The following is a 19,009-nucleotide window of genomic DNA, read 5'->3' on the forward strand; positions in this document are numbered from 1 at the left end:
TCGGCCGCACGATCAACGGCAACGGAAGGAGCACCGCATGTTCAGCATCCTCGACATGTTCAAAATCGGCGTGGGACCCAGCTCGTCGCACACGGTCGGACCGATGTGCGCCGCGCACGAATTCGCCGCGTCGCTTGTCTCCGACGGACTGATCGACCGCGTCGCACGCGTGCGCACCACACTGTACGGCTCGCTCGCCCTGACCGGCATGGGCCACGGCACCGACCGCGCCTCCGTCGCCGGACTCGAAGGAGGTCTCCCGGCCACCGTCGACACCAACCACGTGCTCTCCATCAAGCAGGAATGCGAGCAAACCGGCCGGCTCAAACTCGCCGGGGTCAAGGACATCGCCTTCGACTACGAGCACGACGTCGTCTTCGAACTGTGGCAGCGCATGGCTGCCCACCCCAACGGCATGCGGTTCCAGGCGTTCGACGCGTCCGGCAACCTCGTCGACGAACAGGTCTGGTATTCGATCGGCGGCGGCTTCATCCGCAAGGGGCACCCGGGCGACCTCATGATCGGCATCCACGACAGGCCGCCGGCGGGCACGTCGTTCGCCGACGAGGACGAATCGTCGTCCGTCGACTTCGGACCGCGCGTGCCGTACAACTTCACGACCGGCAGCGAACTGCTCGCCATCTGCAAACGCGAGCGCATGCCCATCGCCGACATCGTCTGGGCGAACGAAATCGCGATGCGCCCCGCCGAACAGGTGCGTGCCGAACTGCTGCGCGTGTGGACGACGATGCACGAGTGCGTGCTCAACGGCTGCATGAGTCCCGCGAAGACGCTGCCCGGCGGACTCGACGTGCCGCGCCGCGCGCCCAAGATGTACGCGCGGCTGTCCGCCAACAGCGACCTGCTCAACCGTCGCCGGCGTTCGGACGCGGTGCTCGAATCGTCCGACGCGGCATGGGTCAACCTGTTCGCGCTCGCCGTGAGCGAGGAGAACGCGGGCGGCGGGCGCATCGTGACCGCGCCGACCAACGGCTCGGCCGGCATCATCCCGGCCGTGCTCGAATACTACTGGCATTTCGTCGATTCGGCCGACGAGGACGGCATCGTCACGTTCCTGCTCACCGCCGGCGCGGTCGGCTACCTGTTCAAGCGCAACGCGTCGATCTCCGGCGCGGAGGTCGGCTGCCAGGGCGAGGTCGGCTCGGCCTGCTCGATGGCCGCGGCAGGACTGTGCGCCGTGGTCGGCGGCACGTCCGCGCAGGTCGAGAACGCGGCCGAAATCGGCATCGAACATAACCTCGGCCTCACCTGCGACCCGGTCGGCGGCCTCGTGCAGATCCCGTGCATCGAACGCAACGCGATGGCCGCGAACACCGCCATCAACGCGGTGCGCATGGCCATGCTCGGCGACGGATCGCACATCGTCACGCTCGACCAGGCCATCAAGACCATGAAGGACACGGGCGAGGACATGATGGCCAAGTACAAGGAGACGTCGCAGGGCGGGCTTGCCGTCAACGTCGTCGAATGCTGAACGCGGCCCGTACGCCGACCGCCGGACGGCGATAGGGTGGGCGTCGGCCATGGCGCCGCCATCGGCCGGTCGCCGATCGGCCGCATCGGCCGCACTCACGAAAGGAAGACCGTCGCATGAGCGACATGCAATACTCGTACGAAAACGCGATCCGCGAATTCGTGTACATCGAACTGCCGTTCGACGGCGATGCGGACGGACGCAACGATCTGGTGCGCGCCGACATCATCCGCCCGCGCGAACTCGACGGCACGGCGAACATCCCCGTCATCATGGACCCGAGCCCGTATTACGAGCTGTACGACCGGCACGGCGAGAAGTTCGAATACTCGCATCCGGAGGACAAGTGGAACAGCCCGCTCAAGCTGTTCCCGTTCTTCTACGACAACTACTTCGTGCCGCGCGGCTACGCGGTCATCCTGCTCAGCACGTCCGGCACCGCGCTGTCCGAGGGATTCTGCGACATCGGCGGCCCCAAGGACATCGCCTCCGCGAACGCGGTCGTCGACTGGCTCAACGGGCGCGCCAAAGGCTACATGACGCGCGACCGGCGCACTCCGGACAACGAGATGACCGCCTACTGGGCGTCCGGGCTCGTCGGCGCGATCGGCAAATCCTACGACGGTTCCGTGCCCAACGGCATGGCCGCCACCGGCATCGACGGGCTCAAGACCATCGTGCCGATCTCCGCGATCTCCAGCCAGTACGACTGGTACCACCCGCACGGCGCGCTGCTCAACGGCGACGACGCGGACGGCGGCTGGTTCGAACCCGACAACTTCGCCGTCACCCTGCAGTCCACCGCCGACGGCAAACTCCAGCGGTTCAACACCAAGGGCGGCTGGCAGCGCCTGCACGACGGAGCCGACAAGAAACACCGCAGCACCAACGAATTCTGGGCCGAACGCGACTACCGCGCGCACGTCGACCGGTTCAAGGCCAGCGTGTTCCTCGTACACGGCGTCAACGACCTCAACGTGATGATGAACCAAGTCGACTCGTATTGGAAGGCGCTGGGGGAGCACGGCGTGCCGCGCAAGATCTGGCTGCACCAGTACGCGCACGACGACCCGTTCGACGTGCGGCACGACATGTGGCTCGAGACCTTGGAACGCTGGTTCGACTACTGGCTCAAGGGCATCGACAACGGCATCATGGACGAGCCCGAAGCCTCGATCGAGGACCCGGACGGCAACTGGCACGAATACGCGAGCTGGCCCGTGCCGGGAGCCGCGCCGCGCACGTTCGGCGTGCGCGCGGCGTGCGGAAACGCGGATGCGGACGCCGCCGGTGCCGCCGACGCTCGGCTCGAACTGGCCGACATCGCGGACGACGGCGTCGACGACGATCACGCGTCATCCGACGCGACGAACGAGCCGGCGCACGTCGCCACGATCAAGGGCGCGCGCATCAGGGAACTCACGACGTACGCCGAATCGCACGCCGCGCACGACGACCGGCTGCTGGCCGTCGGCGCGCCGCTGGAGCGCGACCGGCACATCTCCGGCACACCGCGGATCAGCCTGCGCGTCAAGGCGAGCGCCGCCGACACCAACCTGTGTGCGTCCCTCATCGAATACGGCGAAGGCAACTACGTGCAGGTGAGCGAAGACATCCACGCGCTCGTCGAACTCAAGGAAAAGCGGCAGCCAGCCGGCGGCACGTCCGACGACGACAAGGCGATCTTCCCCGTGTGCGTGCCGCGCAAGTCGCACGAGATGCAGAACATGGTCACGCGCGGCTGGATCGCCACCGCGCACAAGGACTCGTTCGCCGAATTCACGCCCACGCCGGTCGGCGCATGGATGGACGTGTCGTTCGACCTGCTCGCCACCGACTGGACCGTGCGCGCCGGGCACCGGCTCGCGCTCGCGGTCTACAACAACTCGAAGCGCCTCGCCGCCGTGCCGTTGTCGGACTTTGCGATTGACCTCGATTCGGTGCGATTGACGATTCCGATGAACTGAGCGGCGAGGGCGTGCGCGGCACGCCATCAGGCTTGCGGTCGCGTGCGCACGTACAGGTGGTAGCGCTCGTCGCCGAGCCGCCAGAGCGGCACGAACCGCAGTCCGGTCGCGACATGCGTGAAATCCAGCGTGCCCGGCTCGTGGCGGAACGCCGCATCCGGATCATCGGCGGCCACCGCGACATCGAGCAGCCGTTCGCCGTCGTCCAATGCGGCGAGCGCATACGGTCCCCATGCCACCGCCGCCAGTTCGGGCCGGTCGGGTGTGGCGATCAGACGCATGCGCGGCGCGAATCCAAGCTCGAGCCGCACGCCGCCCCACGAGCCGAGTCCCAGCTGATCCGCGTGCAGCGCGAGGTCGCCGGCCGCCGTGCGCGACAGCTCGACCACGGCGTCGGGCACGGCCGAGCCGTTCGCCGCAACCGTCACCGAACCGTCCGCGCTCCAGCCGGGCACGCGCAGGCACAGCACGTCGCGGTCCAGCCGTTCGACGTCGATCGTCACCCGTTCGGGCGCCGCATCGTCCACGCGCACGGTTAGCCGCGCCGCGTCGTCGTCGAGCGCGCCGTTGAGATACCGTCGCACGTACAGCGCATCCCGGTCCGTGGCATATGCGCCGGCTGCGACAAGAAAATGCGATTCCAGGCCAGTGCCGTGGCAGCAGCTGTTCTCCGCCGTGTCGATGTCCTTGCGGCCGCCCGGCTGCGTGGGCATGAAGTATATGCTGCCGCCGTTGCCGGCCTGACCGGGGCGGTGATCGCAGGTCGCGGCGACGTGGTTGATCGTCGCGTGCTCGGCATAGTCGGCGTATTCCGGTCGCGGCACGTGCGAGTCCAGCATCGCGACGAGCTTGAGCAGATTGTACGTGGCGCAGCTTTCCGCCGTGTCGTCGGCCAGTGCCGCGCCGATCACGTCCGGCTGGTCGAACATCTCGCCATGCCCGGTGCCGCCCATCGCATAGCAGTGATGGGAGATCACCGCGTCCGCGAAGAACCGCGCCTGATCGAGATACCGGGGCAGGCCGGTCGTCTCGAAGAGGCGCACCGATCCGATGACCTGCGGAATGTGCTGGTTCGCGTGCATGCCTCCCAGCGCGTCCACATGCTGGCGCATCGGCGTCATCAGCCGATCGTTGTCGAACATGCGCGCCGCAGCCAGATGGCGCTCGTCGCCGGTGATCGCGTACAGGTCGGCCAGCGACTCGTTCATCCCGCCGAACTCGCCGGCGATGTACAGGCTCCACATGCGTTGCAGCCGCTCACGGGAGAGTTTCGACAGCCGCGCATGCGTCCAGTCGCCGATGCCGCGCGCCACGTCGAGCGCCGCGGCGCTGCCCGCGTGGCGGTACGCGTCGAGCAGGCCGGCGAGGATCTTGTGCAGCGTGTAATACGGGGCCCAGATCGTCGGATACGGCGCATACTCCTCGAGCCGGTCGAACTGCGTCTCGTCGTAGGCCGACAGGAAGCCGGGGTGCGCGCTGGGCCTGCGCGCGAACGCCCGCTGCACTTCGGCCAGCGCGTCCACCACATAGTCGAGCTTGGCTTTGAGCACGCGGTCGCCGCTGGCCGCATACGCCAGCGCATAGGCAGACAGCGTATGTCCGGTCGTATGCCCGCGCAGCAGCGAATCCGGCGCGTCCCAGCCGGTCATCGGCTGCGCGCCGCGCGTGTCGAGCCCGGCCGCACGGCGGAACTCGACCAGCAGCCGGTCGTCGTCCACGCCGCGCAGATAGGCGATTCTGGCGCGTTGGTCGCGCGCCAGTACGCCGTCGCCGTCCAGACGCACATGGTCGATCGGAATCGGTGTGCGACGCACGGCGGCGTCCACGGGACGATCGGGATCATGGTCGGTCACATGCACGGTCGCGGTCACGGGCACGTCCGTGCCGTCGATCACGCCGTGCCAATGCAGCGCATGCGGTCCGTCGCCGTCGTGCGCAGGCCGCGCCGCCGTGTGTTCGATGCCGTCATGCCAGTCGATGCGCTGCGAGACCAGCATGCCGTCGTCCGTGCGCACGGCGGTGTACGTCGGCAGATCGTACGTCGAGCCGGCCTGCACGGTCATGACGATGGGGAACACGTCGCGTACGACGATCCGGTTGCGCTGTTCGAGCACGCGCACCGTGAACGTGCGCGTCGCGCTCGCCGCGCCGCGCGTCACCGTCGCCGTGAGCGCGACGTCGCGGTATCCGCGGCCGTATTCGGGCCGGTACACGGCGCCGTCCGGTTCGACCCACCGTTCGTCGCCGCTCGACCATGCGATCGCCGATCCGTTCGCGCCGCTCGTCGGCAGATCGAGATCGAACTCCACGGTGCCGGTGTTGCCGATGACCAGCAGCGCGGCGTCGCGGTCGACGGCCTGCCGGTCGGTGAGCATGATCTCGTCCATTGGATGCCCTCCTGGAAACTCGGCGGATGACAACAGCGTAACGCAGCCGTCGTTCCGGAATGCCGGCTGCGGCATACAATGCAACCGTAACCAGACGGGAGACACGATGAGCGAGCCATATCACTACGATGCGCAGACGCTGCGCACATTGCGCGAAGCCGCCGCAGACAACGGCACCGAACCCGAAACGGGCAAGCGGGCCGGCGGCCTGCGGCTGGACGGCAAAGGATTTGAGGACATCATCTACAGCCATTGGGGAGCGAACCCGAACAAGCGGCCGGCCGAACGCAGCCCGTTCGCCGACGACGCGGCAAAGCACCGCGCCGAACTCGCCGCCAAACTGCCCGGCGAGCGTCTCGTGATTCCCGCGGGCGCGGTGCGCCATCGCACATGGGACACCGATTTCCTGTTCCGCACGGGCAGCGCGTTCGCGCACATGACCGGACTCGGCCGCGATCTGGAAGCCGGAGCCGCGCTCGTCATCGATCCGACGATCGAAGCGGACGGCACGGTCGGCCATCATGCGACGATCTATCTCGAACCGACGATCGACCGGACGAATCCGCGGTTCTTCTCCGACGCCAAGCACGGCGAATTCTGGGTCGGACCGCGTCCGCTGTCCGAAGACTTCCACGTCATGACCGGACTCGACGTCCGCGACATGACCGGATTCGAGAACGCGCTGCGCGCAGGCGCCGGCCCGGACGGCATCCGCGTCCGCGTGCTGCGCGGCTACGATCCGGCCATCGACGCGACCGTCGACCGCATCCGCGAAGAGACTGGCCTGGGGGATGCGGACGCCAACCACGGCGCGGATGCCGTGCTCGAGGAACGCTCCGACGAGTGCCGCATCATCAAAACGCCGCGCGAAGTCGCCGAAATCGTCAAGGCGGTCGACGCGACCAAACGCGGCTTCGAACGCGTGGCCGACATCCTGCCCATCGCACGGCGGGTCAAGCGCGGCGAACGTCTGCTGGAGGCGACCTTCACCCACTCGTGCCGCTACGAGGGCAACGGCATTTCCTTCGGCACCAACGCCGCATCCGGACCGCGCGCCACGATCCTCGACTACCACGCCAACGACCACGCCCTGAAGGACGGCGAACTGTTCCTCCTCGATGCCGGCATCGAACTCGACTCGCTGTACGCTGCCGACATCACGCGCACCTTCCCGATCAACGGGAAATTCACCGAACCGCAGCGCGAGATCTACCAAGCCGTGCTCGACGCCTCCAATGCGGCCATCGACGCGGCCAACAAGCCGGGAGCCGTCTACCACGACATGCTCGACGCGGCGCTCGCCTCCGTCGCGCGCTCGCTGCACCGGCTCGGCATCCTGCCGGTCAGCGTCGAGGAGGCGCTGCGCCCCGACGGGCACCAGCACTACCGCTGGCTGTATCACGGCACCGGCCATCACATGGGGCTGGACGTGCACGATGCGTACCGTTCGCGCAACGAATACTATCCGGATGCGCCGCTCAGGCCGGGCATGGTGTTCACGCTCGAACCGGGACTGTATTTCGACGCGGCCGACGAGCTTGTGCCCGAACGCTACCGCGGCATCGGCGTGCGCATCGAGGACGATCTCAAGGTCGACCCGGACGGCAAAACCAGGCTGATCAGCGACTTCGCCCGCACGCCGGACGAAGTGGAGGCGTTCCTCGCCTCGCACGGGCCCGAACGGTATCTCGACAGTTTCCTGGCGCAGGAGGCGGTTTGCGCGGAGTGATCGCGCCGATCGCACTGGCTGCGCCGGTCCGCTGACTCATGCCGTGCCGGGACTTGCGTTGCACGGCGCATGTTCTGCGGCGCGGGCGGAACACTGCCGCGACCTCGAGGTTGCCGTGACCGCGGCCGCAACGCAATGACAAGACGGGAAGGTAGTGTGGGCACCATGTCTCTTACTATCGGAATCGTCGGCCTGCCGAACGTCGGCAAGTCGACCATGTTCAACGCGCTGACGCGCAATAATGTTCTCGCGGAAAACTACCCGTTCGCCACCATCGAGCCGAACACCGGCATCGTGCCGCTGCCCGACAAGCGCCTGCCCGTGCTCGCCGAGCTCGTGCACACCGAGAAGATCGTGCCCGCCACCGTCACGTTCGTCGACATCGCCGGCATCGTCAAGGGCGCTTCGGAAGGCGAAGGCCTGGGCAACAAGTTCCTCGCCAACATCCGCGAGGCGGACGCGATCTGCGAGGTCGTGCGCGCGTTCAAGGACGACGACATCGTCCACGTCAACGGCAAGGTCGACCCGGCCGACGACATCGACACGATCAACACCGAGCTGATCCTCGCCGACATGCAGACCATCGAGAACGCGCTGCCGAAGCTCGAAAAGGACCTGCGCGGCAAGAAGATCGAGCCCGCGTACCTCGAGGCCGTCAAGAAGGCGAAGGCCATCCTCGAGAACGGCGAGACGATCGACCATGCGGCCGCCGCCGGCAAGATCAACAAGGACGACATCTACGACCTGCACCTCATGACCGCCAAGCCGTTCATCTACGTGTTCAACGTGGACGACGACGAGCTGTCCAACGACGAGCTCAAGACGAAGCTCGCCGCGTCCGTCGCGCCCGCGCCGGCCGTGTTCCTCAACGCCCAGTTCGAGGCGGACCTCACGGACCTCGACGAAGCCGATGCCCGCGAGATGCTCGCCGACGCCGGTCTTGCCGAGTCGGGCCTCGACCAGCTGGCCCGCGTCGGATTCGACATCCTCGGCCTGCAGACCTTCCTGACCGCCGGTGAAAAGGAAGTGCGCGCCTGGCAGATCCACAAGGGCTGGACCGCCCCGCAGGCCGCCGGCGTCATCCACACCGACTTCGAAAAGGGCTTCATCAAAGCCGACATCGTCTCCTACGACGACTTCGTCGCCGCCGAAGGCTCGATGGTCAAGATCAAGGAGGAAGGCAAGCTCCGCCAGGAAGGCCGCGACTACGTCATGCAGGACGGCGACATCGTCGAGTTCAAGTTCAACGTGTCCAAGAAGTAGTTGTTGAATAGTGCGAGGGCCTTGGAATTCCAGTGATTCCAAGGCCCTTGTCAAATGGGGGGCGCCGGCCGTTGCGGCGTGGTCTGTGTTGGGAACGGTGCATCGCCGGGGTCTGCGCCCGGTGTGACGGACGATTGGATCGGAGAGAAAGCCACAGGTGCCAATCGTGGACATAATCGCGTTTTGTGTAGCGCGAAACGAAGCCTCTCCATCGCACGGCGTTCTGTAATGGAGCCATGACCAACAACAGTGCCAACAACTCAGCAATCTCCATTCAGGTTATGGTGGCCGGCCGTGTTCGTGTCTCACCGGATCTGCCTTTCGGCAACGGATGCGGACTGGTCCGCGGTTCGGGCTTTTTCGTGCCCGCGTCCAAGCGCATATGGCTGCCCGTGTGCGCGTTCCTCGTCACCACGCCGCACGGCTGTATCCTGTTCGACACCGGCTGGGGACGGGACATGAGCCCGGACGGCGTCTACGACCGTGGGGCGCAGATCCGCTCTCTCGGCTCATGGTCCCTGTACCGGGTCAACCAGGGTGTAGTGGGTACGGGGATGACCGTGCCTGAGCAGCTGGCCGCGCAGGGCCTGTCCCCGGCTGATCTCGACGTGGTGGCGATCTCCCATCTCGATTGCGACCACGCGAATGGACTGCGCGGCGTGAGGAACGCCCGGCGCATCATGGTATCCAGGGACGAGATGCGGTGCGCCACACGGTTCCCGAACAGCCTCGTGCGCTTCAATGCCTCGTGGTGGAGGGGAATCGACCTCGACCTGTACGACTGGAACGACCATGAGGGCCCCGCCGGACGATCCTACGACCTGTTCGGCGACCGCAGCGTGCAGCTCATCAACATCCCCGGCCACACCGACGGTCAGGTGGCCATGAAGATCACGGCGCCGTCGGGCCGGTACGTACTGCTGTTCGCCGACGGCGGCTACGCCACGCGATCATGGAGGGACATGGTTACGTCGGGCATCGTCTACGACCGTCACGCGCAGCGCTCCTCGCTCGAATGGATCCGCGAGCAGAGCCTGTCGCCGCTATGCGTGCGGTCGATCGCCTGCCACGACACGGCGAATCGTCCCGAGACGATCCTGCTGAGCTGAAACGGCGCACGTCACGGCACGATCAGTGCGTCCAGTGCGCCGAACACCGTGTTGACGATTCCGTCCACTCCCTGCTCGTGTACCTTGGATGGGTCGTGCAGCCAGAACGTGGTGGCCGACACCATCGATGAGGCGACGATCTCCAGAATCAACTCGCGGTTGACGGTGGGACGGCGCGGACCTTCCGCCCGTGGCGCCTCACCGCCGTCGGTCATCCGCAGTCTGCATTGCCGCTTGATGGCGTCCTTCCATCGTTCAATGAACCGAACGTCGGGCGCCGAGACGAGCAGCGCGTGGAACGCATCCTCGTTGGCCCGGATGTAGTCCAGCGTGGGCATGAGCGTGACGCGCGCTGCTCCGTGCGCATCCCCGCCATCGGCATCCCTGACGGTCAGCGGCTCGTTCAGCTCCTCGAGGTCCCTCACCAGTCGACGTTCCAACGTCTCGAGCACCTCGCCAACGTGGTGGTAGTGCGCATAGAATGTGCTGCGCGCCACGAACGCTTTCGCGCATAGCGTCTTGACCGATGGCAGCTCGACGCGTCCCGCCGGGCCGGATGGATCGGCGCCTTCGTTGAGCAGATCGATGAGCGCGCGCTCGATGGCAGACTCGACGTCGTCCCGCGGCTTAGACGCAACGGGCGGCGGATCGGCATGTGAGGTCTCCATGTCTCAACTCATATCCGCCATTCCGGACAGGCGACCCCATCGCCGAGGGTGCCAACACCAAGGATGATAAGGCGTTGTTCATCCGTCGTGCATCCCGACTCGTGGAGTTTCGCGTGGTCTTACTCAGGAATACCGGTACATTGCCATCAGACTCGCTGTCACGGCGGATGACTGAGATCAATGCGTGGAAACGAGCGACTGTTGCAGAAGGGCAAGCCGGTCGAGTTCAAGTTCAACGTTTCCAAGAAGTAGTTGTTGAGCAGTGTTGAGGGCCTTGGAATTCCAGCGATTCCAAGGCCCTCGACTATTTCGTCATGCAGAGCTCTTCGGATGTTGATCCGATGTCACTGTTTTACGATCGGCATGAGCAGAACGCTGTCGTAGACGCCGCCCGTATGCACGGTGTGCCTGCCCTGATTGACGGTGGGCAGCTGTGCGTCCGGCGCCTCGTCGCTGGCGCGGGCCTCGGCCACCGGACCGCAAGCGTGTCCGCCGATTTCCAGCACCAGGGTCTCCCCTTCATGCAGGAGCATATCGGTCGGCCACAATCCCAGATCGACCTGCACCGGTACGAACGGGGTGACCGGCTGCGGGTTCGTGTAGGTCATGTACGGCTCGGTCGGCGTCGATCGTTTCGTATCGAGTTCGCGATGCGATGCGCGCAGTCGGCCGTTGGGGCCAACGTAGATCGGCCCGCCGGGCAGCTGCTTACCCTTCGGTGTGAGGGCTATCATCATGCGCAGTTTCTTCTCCAAGCCGGGGAAGACCACGTGGTACAACACCTTGCCCTTCGCATCCTTCTTGTACAGCTGGGCGAACAGATCCATGTCGTCGCCGGCGTCGGTGCTCATCCATAGGCGGGCGTTGAGCGGCCCGTGGATTTCCATGTCCCGGGGAATCCGGTATTCGAAGCGTGCGACGGCGCTCATGTCACGACTGACGGCATCGTATTCGGCGCTGGATTCCAGTGCGGCCTGCTGTTCGTTCATGGTGCCGTCCGAGGCGTTCAGGTGCAGTTCCATCGTTTCGGTCTGCACGCAGGGGTAGTCGTCGGACGTGGAGAACAGGTTGTGTTTGGCTCCCACGTCAAGCCGTGAATAGCGTACGCGCGGCGTCTGCTCCCATCCGTTGTCGATGCCCTTGAGATAGTGGTCGAAGAAGCGGCGCAGATCGTCGCAGTTCTCCCGGGTGTCGAGGTCGCCCCATTCGTGGGTGTCGTGGATGCGCAGCCATTTGTCCTTCGATCCGAGTCGTTTGAATCCGGAGAGTGTGCTGCGGGTGTGGATCGGATGCGTCCAACTGGCCACCACATAGGCGGGGACGGTGACGTGTTCGAGATCGGGGATCTTGTCGGTCCAGTAGTCGTCCACGAGCGGGTGCTGTTCGAGCATGCCGGTCACATCCTCGAATCGGCTCTGCCCGTACAGGAAGCCGACGATGTCGATGTCGTGGAACGTGCCGTTGGGGATGCCGCCGCGGCACACCACGTCGCGGTACTCGTCGGTGAGACCCTCCCACGGGGCGATCGCGGCCAGATGGGCCGGTTTGGCGGCTGCGGCGGCCCATTGGATCATGGCGAGCTGCGAATTGCCCATCATGCATACCTTTCCGGTGCACCAGTCCTGGCGCGCGATGTATTCGATGGTGTCATGCACGTCCCGTCCGGCCTGAGTACCCATGAAGTACATGTCGCCGCCGGAGTGGCCGATGCCCCGCTCGTCCACCACGCAGATCGCATATCCATACCTGCACCAGTAGGCCGGGTCGGGCGATTCGAAGCGTTGCAGGCCGGATACCTGATCCTTGGGGAATCCGGTGCTGGTCACATCGTAGTTGGCGTTGAACGGGCCGCCGCGCTTGCTGTAGGGGGAATAGACGAGAATGACCGGGGTGCGGGTGTTGCCCTGCCTGCGCCATAAATCACCGTAGATGACCGTGCCGTCGCGCAGTTCGATCGGGATGTCCTCCAGGCATTCGATGTCGATCGGCAGCTTCATGGCTCCCTTGGCGTTGACGCTTCCCTCCCGGTAGAGGACAGTTCGCGTCCCCAATGGAGGAATCGGAGGCTTGGCCTGATTCAATGGGTTCGCCGGTTTGAACAGGATGTCGCTCCCGTTGATGTCAAGCAACGGTGCGTTGCTGTTGGTGGTATCGGTCATGATGTTCCTTTCTGTGATGGGACTTGTAATGGAGGACAGATGATGTGATTCGGTTGGCGTGTGTCCTTTTGGACAACGGGTCGGGCATTCCTATCCGACGATGGTGTCGGTTTTGCGGTCGCGTATGAAGATCGCGATGAATGCCGCCAGCGCCAGCAGAATCGCCGCGGCGGCGATGAACGCGATTTTGTCGCCGTAGTATGCCGCTTCGAGTTCCGTGGCCGTGGGCGCGATCACGGAGGATAGCGCGGAGAACGATATGATCAGCGCGACCATGAAGGAATTGCTGATCTGGTTTGAGGTCTGGGCGGCGGCATTCGCATGGCGCACGAGAGCATTGCTCAACGAATTGATGCCCCATGTGTTGCAGGGCGTGATAATCAGCTGCACGCCTACCGAGCACAGGGCATAGGCGATGGCGACGACCGGCATGCCGGTGTTCATCGGCATCGTGGCAAGCAGCGCGATGCCGGCGAGGGTGCACACACTGCCTGCCCGAGCCGGGACATGCACGCCGAACCGGTCGTACAGTTTGCCGGATACCAGCGCCATCGCCGCGCTGAGCAGAGCGCCGGGCAGCACGACGAGTCCGCTCATCACGGCGGATTCGCCTCTGACGATCTGAACGAACAGGGGCAGCACGGTGCCGATGCCGAGATACACGCCCTGCGTGAGCGCGATGACGGCGACGGAACTGGAAAACCTGCGGGAGCGGAATACGCGCATGTCGAGCATGGGCTGCTCAAGCCTCAACTGGCGAACGACGAACAACGCGATGAGAGCGGCGCCGATCACGATGAGGAAGATGATGACGACGGTATTGTCGGTCGATGCGAACGTCGACAAGCCGTACAGTATGCATAGCAGTCCGATTGACGACAATGCCACGGACGAGGCGTCGAACGGTGTCCGAGTGGCCGTCTCCTTGGTTTCAAGCACCACCATTGCGACGCAGAGAATGATGATGCCAAGTACGCCGACGATAAGGAACAGCGCATGCCAGCCGACGGAATCGATCAACAGGCCGGACACCGTCGGTCCGATCGCCGGCGCGAATCCCACCAATAAGCCGATCAGGCCCATGGCCGTCCCGCGTCGTTCGCGAGGGAAGATGAGTACGATCTCGGTCATCACCATGGGCAGCAGAATTCCCGTGCATGCCGCCTGACAGACGCGGCCGACGAGCAAGACTCCGAAATTCGGCCCCCACGCGGCCAGCAGGCTTCCTGCGGAGAATATGCCCATCGCGGCAACGAACAGGCGCTTGGTCGAAAAACGTCCGAGCAGGTATGCCGACAGTGGGATGATCAACGCTTCGACCAGCGAATACGCGCTCGACAGCCACTGGGCCGTGGTCGCGTCGATGCTGAAGTCCTCCATGATGGACGGCAATGCCGGAGACAGAAACGACAGGTCGAGAATAGCGAGCACCGTGCCCGTCAACAGTACGATGACCGTAATGCGTTGTTTTCGGGTCAATCCCATAGGAACAGGTTCCTTTCCGTCGAAGGTCCGGCGCTGATTTCGGCCGTACCGCTGCAATTTGACCGTGGTTGATTATTGGTCTAATGTATATTTAGCAACCAGAGTTGTATATCTTCAACCGACGGAAAACGTCGCAAGGAGCATATGCGACCAATGGACGAAAATGTCGCTTATCGACATCGCCCGCATGGATACGAAAACGAAGGGACCGCGCATGGCGGAGGATCTACGTATTGTCAAAACCCGAAAGGCGATCCGTGAGGCCTTCCTGACATTGCGACGCACCCAACCGCTGGAGCGGGTCAGGGTGCGCGACATCTGTGCGGAGGCCCTGATCAACAAGTCGACGTTCTACCATCACTACACCGACGTGTTCGACCTGTCGGACCAACTTGAGGACATGGTCCTTGATGAATGCTTCGAGGCGTTTCCATACAAGGACAAGCTGCTCACCGACCCTTTGATCTTCCTCGGAAACGTGCCGGCGGCCATGAACACGAGAAAAGACGCCATAGACATACTGTTCCACGGCAGGCAGGACGTGCTGTACGACAAAATAGAACGACACCTGCGACAGTTCTATCTGACGGAAGACACCACCGAGGAAGAGGACATCCTCCTCACCTTCGTCATCGGAGGGGCGATGTACGCCATGCGTGCGCTCGCGGCCGAAGGGCCGTACAGCAGGGAATCCGTCACCGAGGTCTCGGCCCGCATCATCGGCAGGCTCACACAACGGGAGTGAGGCGCGCCTTTCGGCGGGCGACGCAAGTCTCTTCGTCCCGAACTGCTGCCGAACATGATTGGTTTTCTGCCACAGTGAGGCGAAAAGGTCGAGTTCAAGTTCAACGTGTCGAAAAAGTGATCGCAACGATTGCTGAGTAACATCGAGGGCCTTGGAATTCCAGTGATTCCAAGGCCCTTGTCTATACTGTAGACAGTTGTCGTCGTATGAAGTCGCGTCGTGACGGACTCAATACGCGTTGATCATCTGATTGGAGGGGCGGATATGACCGGTTATGTGTTGCGCCTGTATGATGTTCCGCTGCTCCGGTTCGATGCCGCATATGGTGAAGGATTGTTGGCCGGCAAGGTCGAGGCCCGTATCCGCTGGTTCGACGAGTCGAAGCGGACGCTGCTGCCGTTCCCGTTGGCCCCTCAGCCCGATGATGCGAAGCTCACCGCCTGGCTGGAGCGGCGGACCATTCCGAAGAACCGTGAGTTCGCGGCCCAGATCCTTGCGCAGGCCGGACTGAACATCGCGGATACGTTGGGCATCATCGACCTGTGCAAGGGACTGTCGGTCAACGATTCGTTCTGGATCGAACGGGACGACGAGAATCTCAGGTTCGCGGACATCAATCTGTACGACAATCCGTTGGACGAGACGCTCGCCATCGTGGCGTATACGGGGTACACGTCGAGTGAGAAGCATGCGATAGGTCTGTCGAGCGAATGGACGACGGACGGCCAGTTCCCGAAGGCGTGGCGGCATGCGGGCAACGGGCTGGAATTGTGGAAGGCCGGTTCCGAAGGGTACGCGAATGCAGGATTGGAGCCGTATTCCGAGTATCTCGCCTCGCAGCTGGCGCGCAAACTCGGCGTGAACGCGGTCGACTACCGGATGGCTCGTTGGAAGGGCAAGCTGGCATCGGTGTGCCCTTCCATGAATTCAAAGGACGTGTCATTCGTGCCGTTCTATGCGGCCACGCAGCTCGCCTCGTTCCCGGAGATCCTCGCAGCCGCCCGCACGGTGTCGGCGGAGTCGTTCGAGGCGATGCGCACGATGCTCGTGTTCGATGCGTTCATCGTCAATCAGGACCGTCATGCCAACAACCACGGTTTTCTGCGCGACAACCACACCGGTCGCATTCTTGGGCCGGCTCCTTTATTCGATCACAACATGTCGTTGTTCAAGAACGACATGCGCGCCGATTGGGAGCACGGCGCGTGGACCCCGAAGGTGTTGGGGGAACGTCAGCCGTCGAACTCGCGTATGACGTTCCGCGACCAGTGCGCGGCCATCATGGGGGTCTCGCAGCATGAGATGCTGCGCAAGGCGTTGGACGTCACGTTGGAGAACGATCCGACGTACCCGCTTGAGGACGGCCGTATCGAAGCGCTGAACGACTATCTGCACACCGCCGCCCGCGCGCTGCTCGACATCCCGGTGGTGGACGAGGCGAGGCTCGCCTCCCAGCTCGACGCACTGCAGTTTGCGATCAAGAACGTGCCCGTGATTCTCAACGACAGACTGCTGGAGAAGGAATAATCGGACGAGTTCAATCTCCCCAACGTCTAAGAAGTGATTGCCTCATAGCGTCAAGGGCCTTGGAATTGCGGCGGTTCCAAGGCCGCCGGTTATTCCTGTTACAATTGCGCTTCTTGCCAGATTCGATTATGCGCATCGCTGTAATGCGCGAATAGGGGTCCGTTATGAGTCTTAAGTTGCCAATTCTCGTTGTTACCGATCTTGACGGCACGTTACTCAATGAGAATGGGCAGGTCTCCTCTCGATTGCAAGACATGCTTGGCCGAGCTAATAATGCCGGCGTTCTTTTCGCCGCGGCATCAGCGCGTCCGCTTCGCTTGGTAAAGCAAGTACTGGGACCGGTATTGCCTTTATTCTCCGCTTTGTTTGCATCTAACGGTGCGCAGGTTGTGGATACGGCCGCGTGCCATGTCATTCATTCCGAACTGCTTGATGAGAGGCAGTGCGCTGGCATTATCGCTATGCTGAAAAGTAGATATCCGCAGGCTGGATTCGGGTGGGAGTACAGGGAAGGATTCGGTTGCGATCAGGCATTTTGGGACCTGCGCGCGCATGGAGGAATACTGCGTGATCCGGATTCTCAACGTATATCGTCAATTCCGAATGCTCCGGTTCTTGAGCTTGTCATGGCAACACCCGGGTACAAAGCGGATCAGTATATTAACGGTTGCCATGAGTTGATTGGTAAGGACTTTACAGTTACCGATTCCAGCGGCGGTGTTATGGAAATCTCAAATGCTCATGCGAACAAGGCGTATGCTTCACAGATCTGGGCAAAAAGCCTGGGCGCTGGTTTGAGGAATGTCATCGCTTTTGGTGATGGGCTCAACGATGTTCCATTGCTGCGCGCGGCGGGGATGGGCGTCGCTATGGCAAACGCCGATGAGCGGATCAAAGCTGCCGCTGATGCTATCGCTCCGTCCAACCAACAAGATGGGGTAGGGGTCTTCCTCACCAACTTATTAAGGGATGAGGGTCTTTTTGCGTGACCATGACCATGTGCCCGCCGATTGCCGGTGACGGAGCTCCTGCTGCGGGAATATGCTCGGAATATGGTCTTTCTCATATGAGATATCGGAAGGAATCTGTCATGTTTGAAGTGAATGGCATCCTGTATGCGGATGAGCCCGCGCGGGAGTTCGTTCGGCTCGTGTCGCGGATGATCACGTCATACTGGTGACATTCTCCACGGGCGAGACGCGCCTGTGCGATTTCGCCGAAATGTACGACGACGTTCCCGCCTTCGCCCCGCTGCGGGATGAGAAGACGTTCGAGGACTTCCATATCGATCACGGGATTCTGACTTGGCGTGACGGTGACATCGACATCTCTCCCGCGTATCTGTATGAACACTCATACGAGTACGCCGCTTATGGCGAACTGGTTTCGGCGTGATGGCGTAAAGCGATGGCATCATGTTCAAACTCAACGTTTCGAAGAAGTGATTGTTGAGTAGTGTCGATGGCCTTGGGATTCCAGTAATTCCAAGGCCCTTGGTTTTTCGTCGACATGACTTTTCGGTCATATGCTGGTCAACGTCTGGCCTGGGATAATTGCACCGCAGCCCGTCCTCGTACCGTATGCGGTACATGGCGTACCGCATACGTCGGGAATTTCAATCTGAGAGGATCGCCGCCGCTAGCATGGTTGGTGTTGGTGTATAGGCCGCAGTCAAAGGGGATGCATGACATGACGAGCATGAACGAGCTGGACAAGTGCATGGCAGGGGAAATCTACGATTGCCACGATCCGATATTCCTTGAGTACAAGAACACCGCGCGACGCCTGCTCGCCGAATACAATCGTCTGCCGTACGACGCGAAGACACGCAAGCGGGAGATCCTCGAATCGCTGTTTGGTTCGGTCGGCGAGAACGTATCCGTCGGATTGCCGTTCATCTGCGACTACGGGCGCAACGTCCGCATCGGCGCGAATGTGTCCGTCAATATGAACTGCACGTTCGTCGACTGCAACACGATCGACATCGGATCGGACACGCTCATCGCGTCGAACGTACAGCTGTACACGGCCACGCATCCGGTCGAACTTGCCGACCGTCTCGTCGACGGCTGGAAACCGGGCGACGCGCACTACCGGTGGAACACATACGCCAAGCCGATCCGCATCGGTCGTGGCTGCTGGTTGGGAGGAGGCGTCATCGTGCTGCCCGGCGTGACCATCGGCGATGGCACGGTGATCGGAGCCGGTTCGGTCGTCACGCGCGACATTCCCGCGAACGTGGTCGCCGTCGGCAACCCATGCCGCGTACTTCGTTCGATCAACGGCTCCGATCGGGCAGATCTGTCCCGGACCTTAGCCTGACAAGACGGCGGGCCAGCGATTCGATGACGAACAAGCCGAGATTTGCGAACAGGCGCGCGCCATAGTCGGCGATCGTGCCGGATGATCCCTCTCCGATGAAGATGATTGGATCCGCCCGTTCAAACAGCGAGGTCGCTTCGCCGAGCATGATCG

15 protein-coding genes are annotated in these 19,009 nt (G+C 63.0%); 10 read left to right on the forward strand and 5 right to left on the reverse strand.

Features of this window, described 5'->3' with window-relative positions; translation table 11 throughout:
• Positions 1–37: 37 nt before the first annotated feature.
• Positions 38–1,495, forward strand: a complete 1,458-nt coding sequence (locus KIH79_RS05000; protein WP_219058401.1) for an L-serine ammonia-lyase — start codon at positions 38–40, stop codon at positions 1,493–1,495.
• 116 nt (positions 1,496–1,611) lie between these two features.
• Positions 1,612–3,462 (forward strand): CocE/NonD family hydrolase, encoded by a 1,851-nt coding sequence (locus tag KIH79_RS05005; RefSeq protein ID WP_219058402.1) that lies wholly within the window; start codon positions 1,612–1,614, stop codon positions 3,460–3,462.
• A gap of 26 nt (positions 3,463–3,488) precedes the next feature.
• Here the strand turns inward: KIH79_RS05005 and KIH79_RS05010 are convergent, their stop codons facing one another.
• On the reverse strand, positions 3,489–5,849 hold the full coding sequence (locus tag KIH79_RS05010) for a beta-L-arabinofuranosidase domain-containing protein (protein ID WP_219058403.1): 2,361 nt from the start codon (positions 5,847–5,849) through the stop codon (positions 3,489–3,491).
• 106 nt (positions 5,850–5,955) lie between these two features.
• Between KIH79_RS05010 and KIH79_RS05015 the strand changes: the two genes are divergently transcribed.
• From KIH79_RS05015 to KIH79_RS05025, 3 genes are all read left to right on the forward strand, one after another.
• Positions 5,956–7,578, forward strand: a complete 1,623-nt coding sequence (locus KIH79_RS05015; RefSeq protein WP_219058404.1) for an aminopeptidase P family protein — start codon at positions 5,956–5,958, stop codon at positions 7,576–7,578.
• A 165-nt stretch (positions 7,579–7,743) separates the two neighbouring features.
• Positions 7,744–8,841: a redox-regulated ATPase YchF gene (gene ychF / locus KIH79_RS05020; RefSeq protein WP_219058405.1), complete on the forward strand. Its 1,098-nt coding sequence runs from the start codon at positions 7,744–7,746 to the stop codon at positions 8,839–8,841.
• Between the two features lie 236 nt (positions 8,842–9,077).
• Complete coding sequence (locus KIH79_RS05025) at positions 9,078–9,950, forward strand: N-acyl homoserine lactonase family protein (RefSeq protein WP_163196205.1); 873 nt, start codon at positions 9,078–9,080, stop codon at positions 9,948–9,950.
• Positions 9,951–9,961: 11 nt separating this feature from the next.
• Here the strand turns inward: KIH79_RS05025 and KIH79_RS05030 are convergent, their stop codons facing one another.
• The 3 genes from KIH79_RS05030 to KIH79_RS05040 all read right to left on the reverse strand — a co-directional run bounded on the left by KIH79_RS05030 (position 9,962) and on the right by KIH79_RS05040 (position 14,262).
• Positions 9,962–10,618, reverse strand: a complete 657-nt coding sequence (locus tag KIH79_RS05030; RefSeq protein ID WP_219058406.1) for a hypothetical protein — start codon at positions 10,616–10,618, stop codon at positions 9,962–9,964.
• A 344-nt stretch (positions 10,619–10,962) separates the two neighbouring features.
• Positions 10,963–12,777, reverse strand: coding sequence for a CocE/NonD family hydrolase (locus KIH79_RS05035; RefSeq protein WP_219058407.1), 1,815 nt, complete (start codon positions 12,775–12,777; stop codon positions 10,963–10,965).
• A gap of 90 nt (positions 12,778–12,867) precedes the next feature.
• Positions 12,868–14,262, reverse strand: coding sequence for a DHA2 family efflux MFS transporter permease subunit (locus tag KIH79_RS05040; protein WP_219058408.1), 1,395 nt, complete (start codon positions 14,260–14,262; stop codon positions 12,868–12,870).
• A 163-nt stretch (positions 14,263–14,425) separates the two neighbouring features.
• On the opposite strand from KIH79_RS05040, the gene KIH79_RS05045 reads away from it, so the two are divergent.
• From KIH79_RS05045 to KIH79_RS13025, 5 genes are all read left to right on the forward strand, one after another.
• Entirely contained in the window at positions 14,426–15,007 is a 582-nt protein-coding gene (locus KIH79_RS05045; RefSeq protein WP_219058409.1) for a TetR/AcrR family transcriptional regulator, read from the forward strand.
• A 264-nt stretch (positions 15,008–15,271) separates the two neighbouring features.
• Positions 15,272–16,534: a HipA family kinase gene (locus KIH79_RS05050; protein ID WP_219058410.1), complete on the forward strand. Its 1,263-nt coding sequence runs from the start codon at positions 15,272–15,274 to the stop codon at positions 16,532–16,534.
• Between the two features lie 164 nt (positions 16,535–16,698).
• Entirely contained in the window at positions 16,699–17,523 is an 825-nt protein-coding gene (locus KIH79_RS05055; RefSeq protein WP_219058411.1) for an HAD family hydrolase, read from the forward strand.
• Between the two features lie 187 nt (positions 17,524–17,710).
• Entirely contained in the window at positions 17,711–17,929 is a 219-nt protein-coding gene (locus tag KIH79_RS05060) for a DUF2442 domain-containing protein (protein WP_219058412.1), read from the forward strand.
• 294 nt (positions 17,930–18,223) lie between these two features.
• Positions 18,224–18,856 carry a sugar O-acetyltransferase gene (locus KIH79_RS13025; RefSeq protein ID WP_219058413.1) on the forward strand — a complete coding sequence of 211 codons (633 nt, stop codon included), beginning with the start codon at positions 18,224–18,226 and terminating at the stop codon, positions 18,854–18,856.
• Here KIH79_RS13025 and KIH79_RS05070 read toward each other — a convergent pair.
• A complete protein-coding gene (locus KIH79_RS05070; RefSeq protein WP_219058414.1) occupies positions 18,813–19,004 on the reverse strand; it encodes a hypothetical protein in 192 nt (63 codons plus the stop codon). The genes KIH79_RS13025 and KIH79_RS05070 overlap by 44 nt on opposite strands.
• Positions 19,005–19,009: the final 5 nt, after the last annotated feature.

It is taken from the genome of Bifidobacterium miconis (assembly GCF_019331735.1).
GTDB classification, from domain to species: Bacteria; Actinomycetota; Actinomycetes; order Actinomycetales; family Bifidobacteriaceae; genus Bifidobacterium; species Bifidobacterium miconis.

Bases quoted from the DNA above. Each gene is read 5' to 3' on its own strand.
- ychF (WP_219058405.1), top strand. From the start codon at position 7,744: ATGTCTCTTACTATCGGAATCGTCGGCCTGCCGAACGTCGGCAAGTCG.
- KIH79_RS05035 (WP_219058407.1), bottom strand. From the start codon at position 12,777: ATGACCGATACCACCAACAGCAACGCACCGTTGCTTGACATCAACGGG.
- KIH79_RS13025 (WP_219058413.1), top strand. From the start codon at position 18,224: ATGACGAGCATGAACGAGCTGGACAAGTGCATGGCAGGGGAAATCTAC.
- KIH79_RS05010 (WP_219058403.1), bottom strand. From the start codon at position 5,849: ATGGACGAGATCATGCTCACCGACCGGCAGGCCGTCGACCGCGACGCC.
- KIH79_RS05030 (WP_219058406.1), bottom strand. From the start codon at position 10,618: ATGGAGACCTCACATGCCGATCCGCCGCCCGTTGCGTCTAAGCCGCGG.
- KIH79_RS05025 (WP_163196205.1), top strand. From the start codon at position 9,078: ATGACCAACAACAGTGCCAACAACTCAGCAATCTCCATTCAGGTTATG.
- KIH79_RS05045 (WP_219058409.1), top strand. From the start codon at position 14,426: ATGTCGCTTATCGACATCGCCCGCATGGATACGAAAACGAAGGGACCG.
- KIH79_RS05040 (WP_219058408.1), bottom strand. From the start codon at position 14,262: ATGGGATTGACCCGAAAACAACGCATTACGGTCATCGTACTGTTGACG.
- KIH79_RS05000 (WP_219058401.1), top strand. From the start codon at position 38: ATGTTCAGCATCCTCGACATGTTCAAAATCGGCGTGGGACCCAGCTCG.
- KIH79_RS05050 (WP_219058410.1), top strand. From the start codon at position 15,272: ATGACCGGTTATGTGTTGCGCCTGTATGATGTTCCGCTGCTCCGGTTC.
- KIH79_RS05005 (WP_219058402.1), top strand. From the start codon at position 1,612: ATGAGCGACATGCAATACTCGTACGAAAACGCGATCCGCGAATTCGTG.
- KIH79_RS05015 (WP_219058404.1), top strand. From the start codon at position 5,956: ATGAGCGAGCCATATCACTACGATGCGCAGACGCTGCGCACATTGCGC.
- KIH79_RS05055 (WP_219058411.1), top strand. From the start codon at position 16,699: ATGAGTCTTAAGTTGCCAATTCTCGTTGTTACCGATCTTGACGGCACG.
- KIH79_RS05070 (WP_219058414.1), bottom strand. From the start codon at position 19,004: ATGCTCGGCGAAGCGACCTCGCTGTTTGAACGGGCGGATCCAATCATC.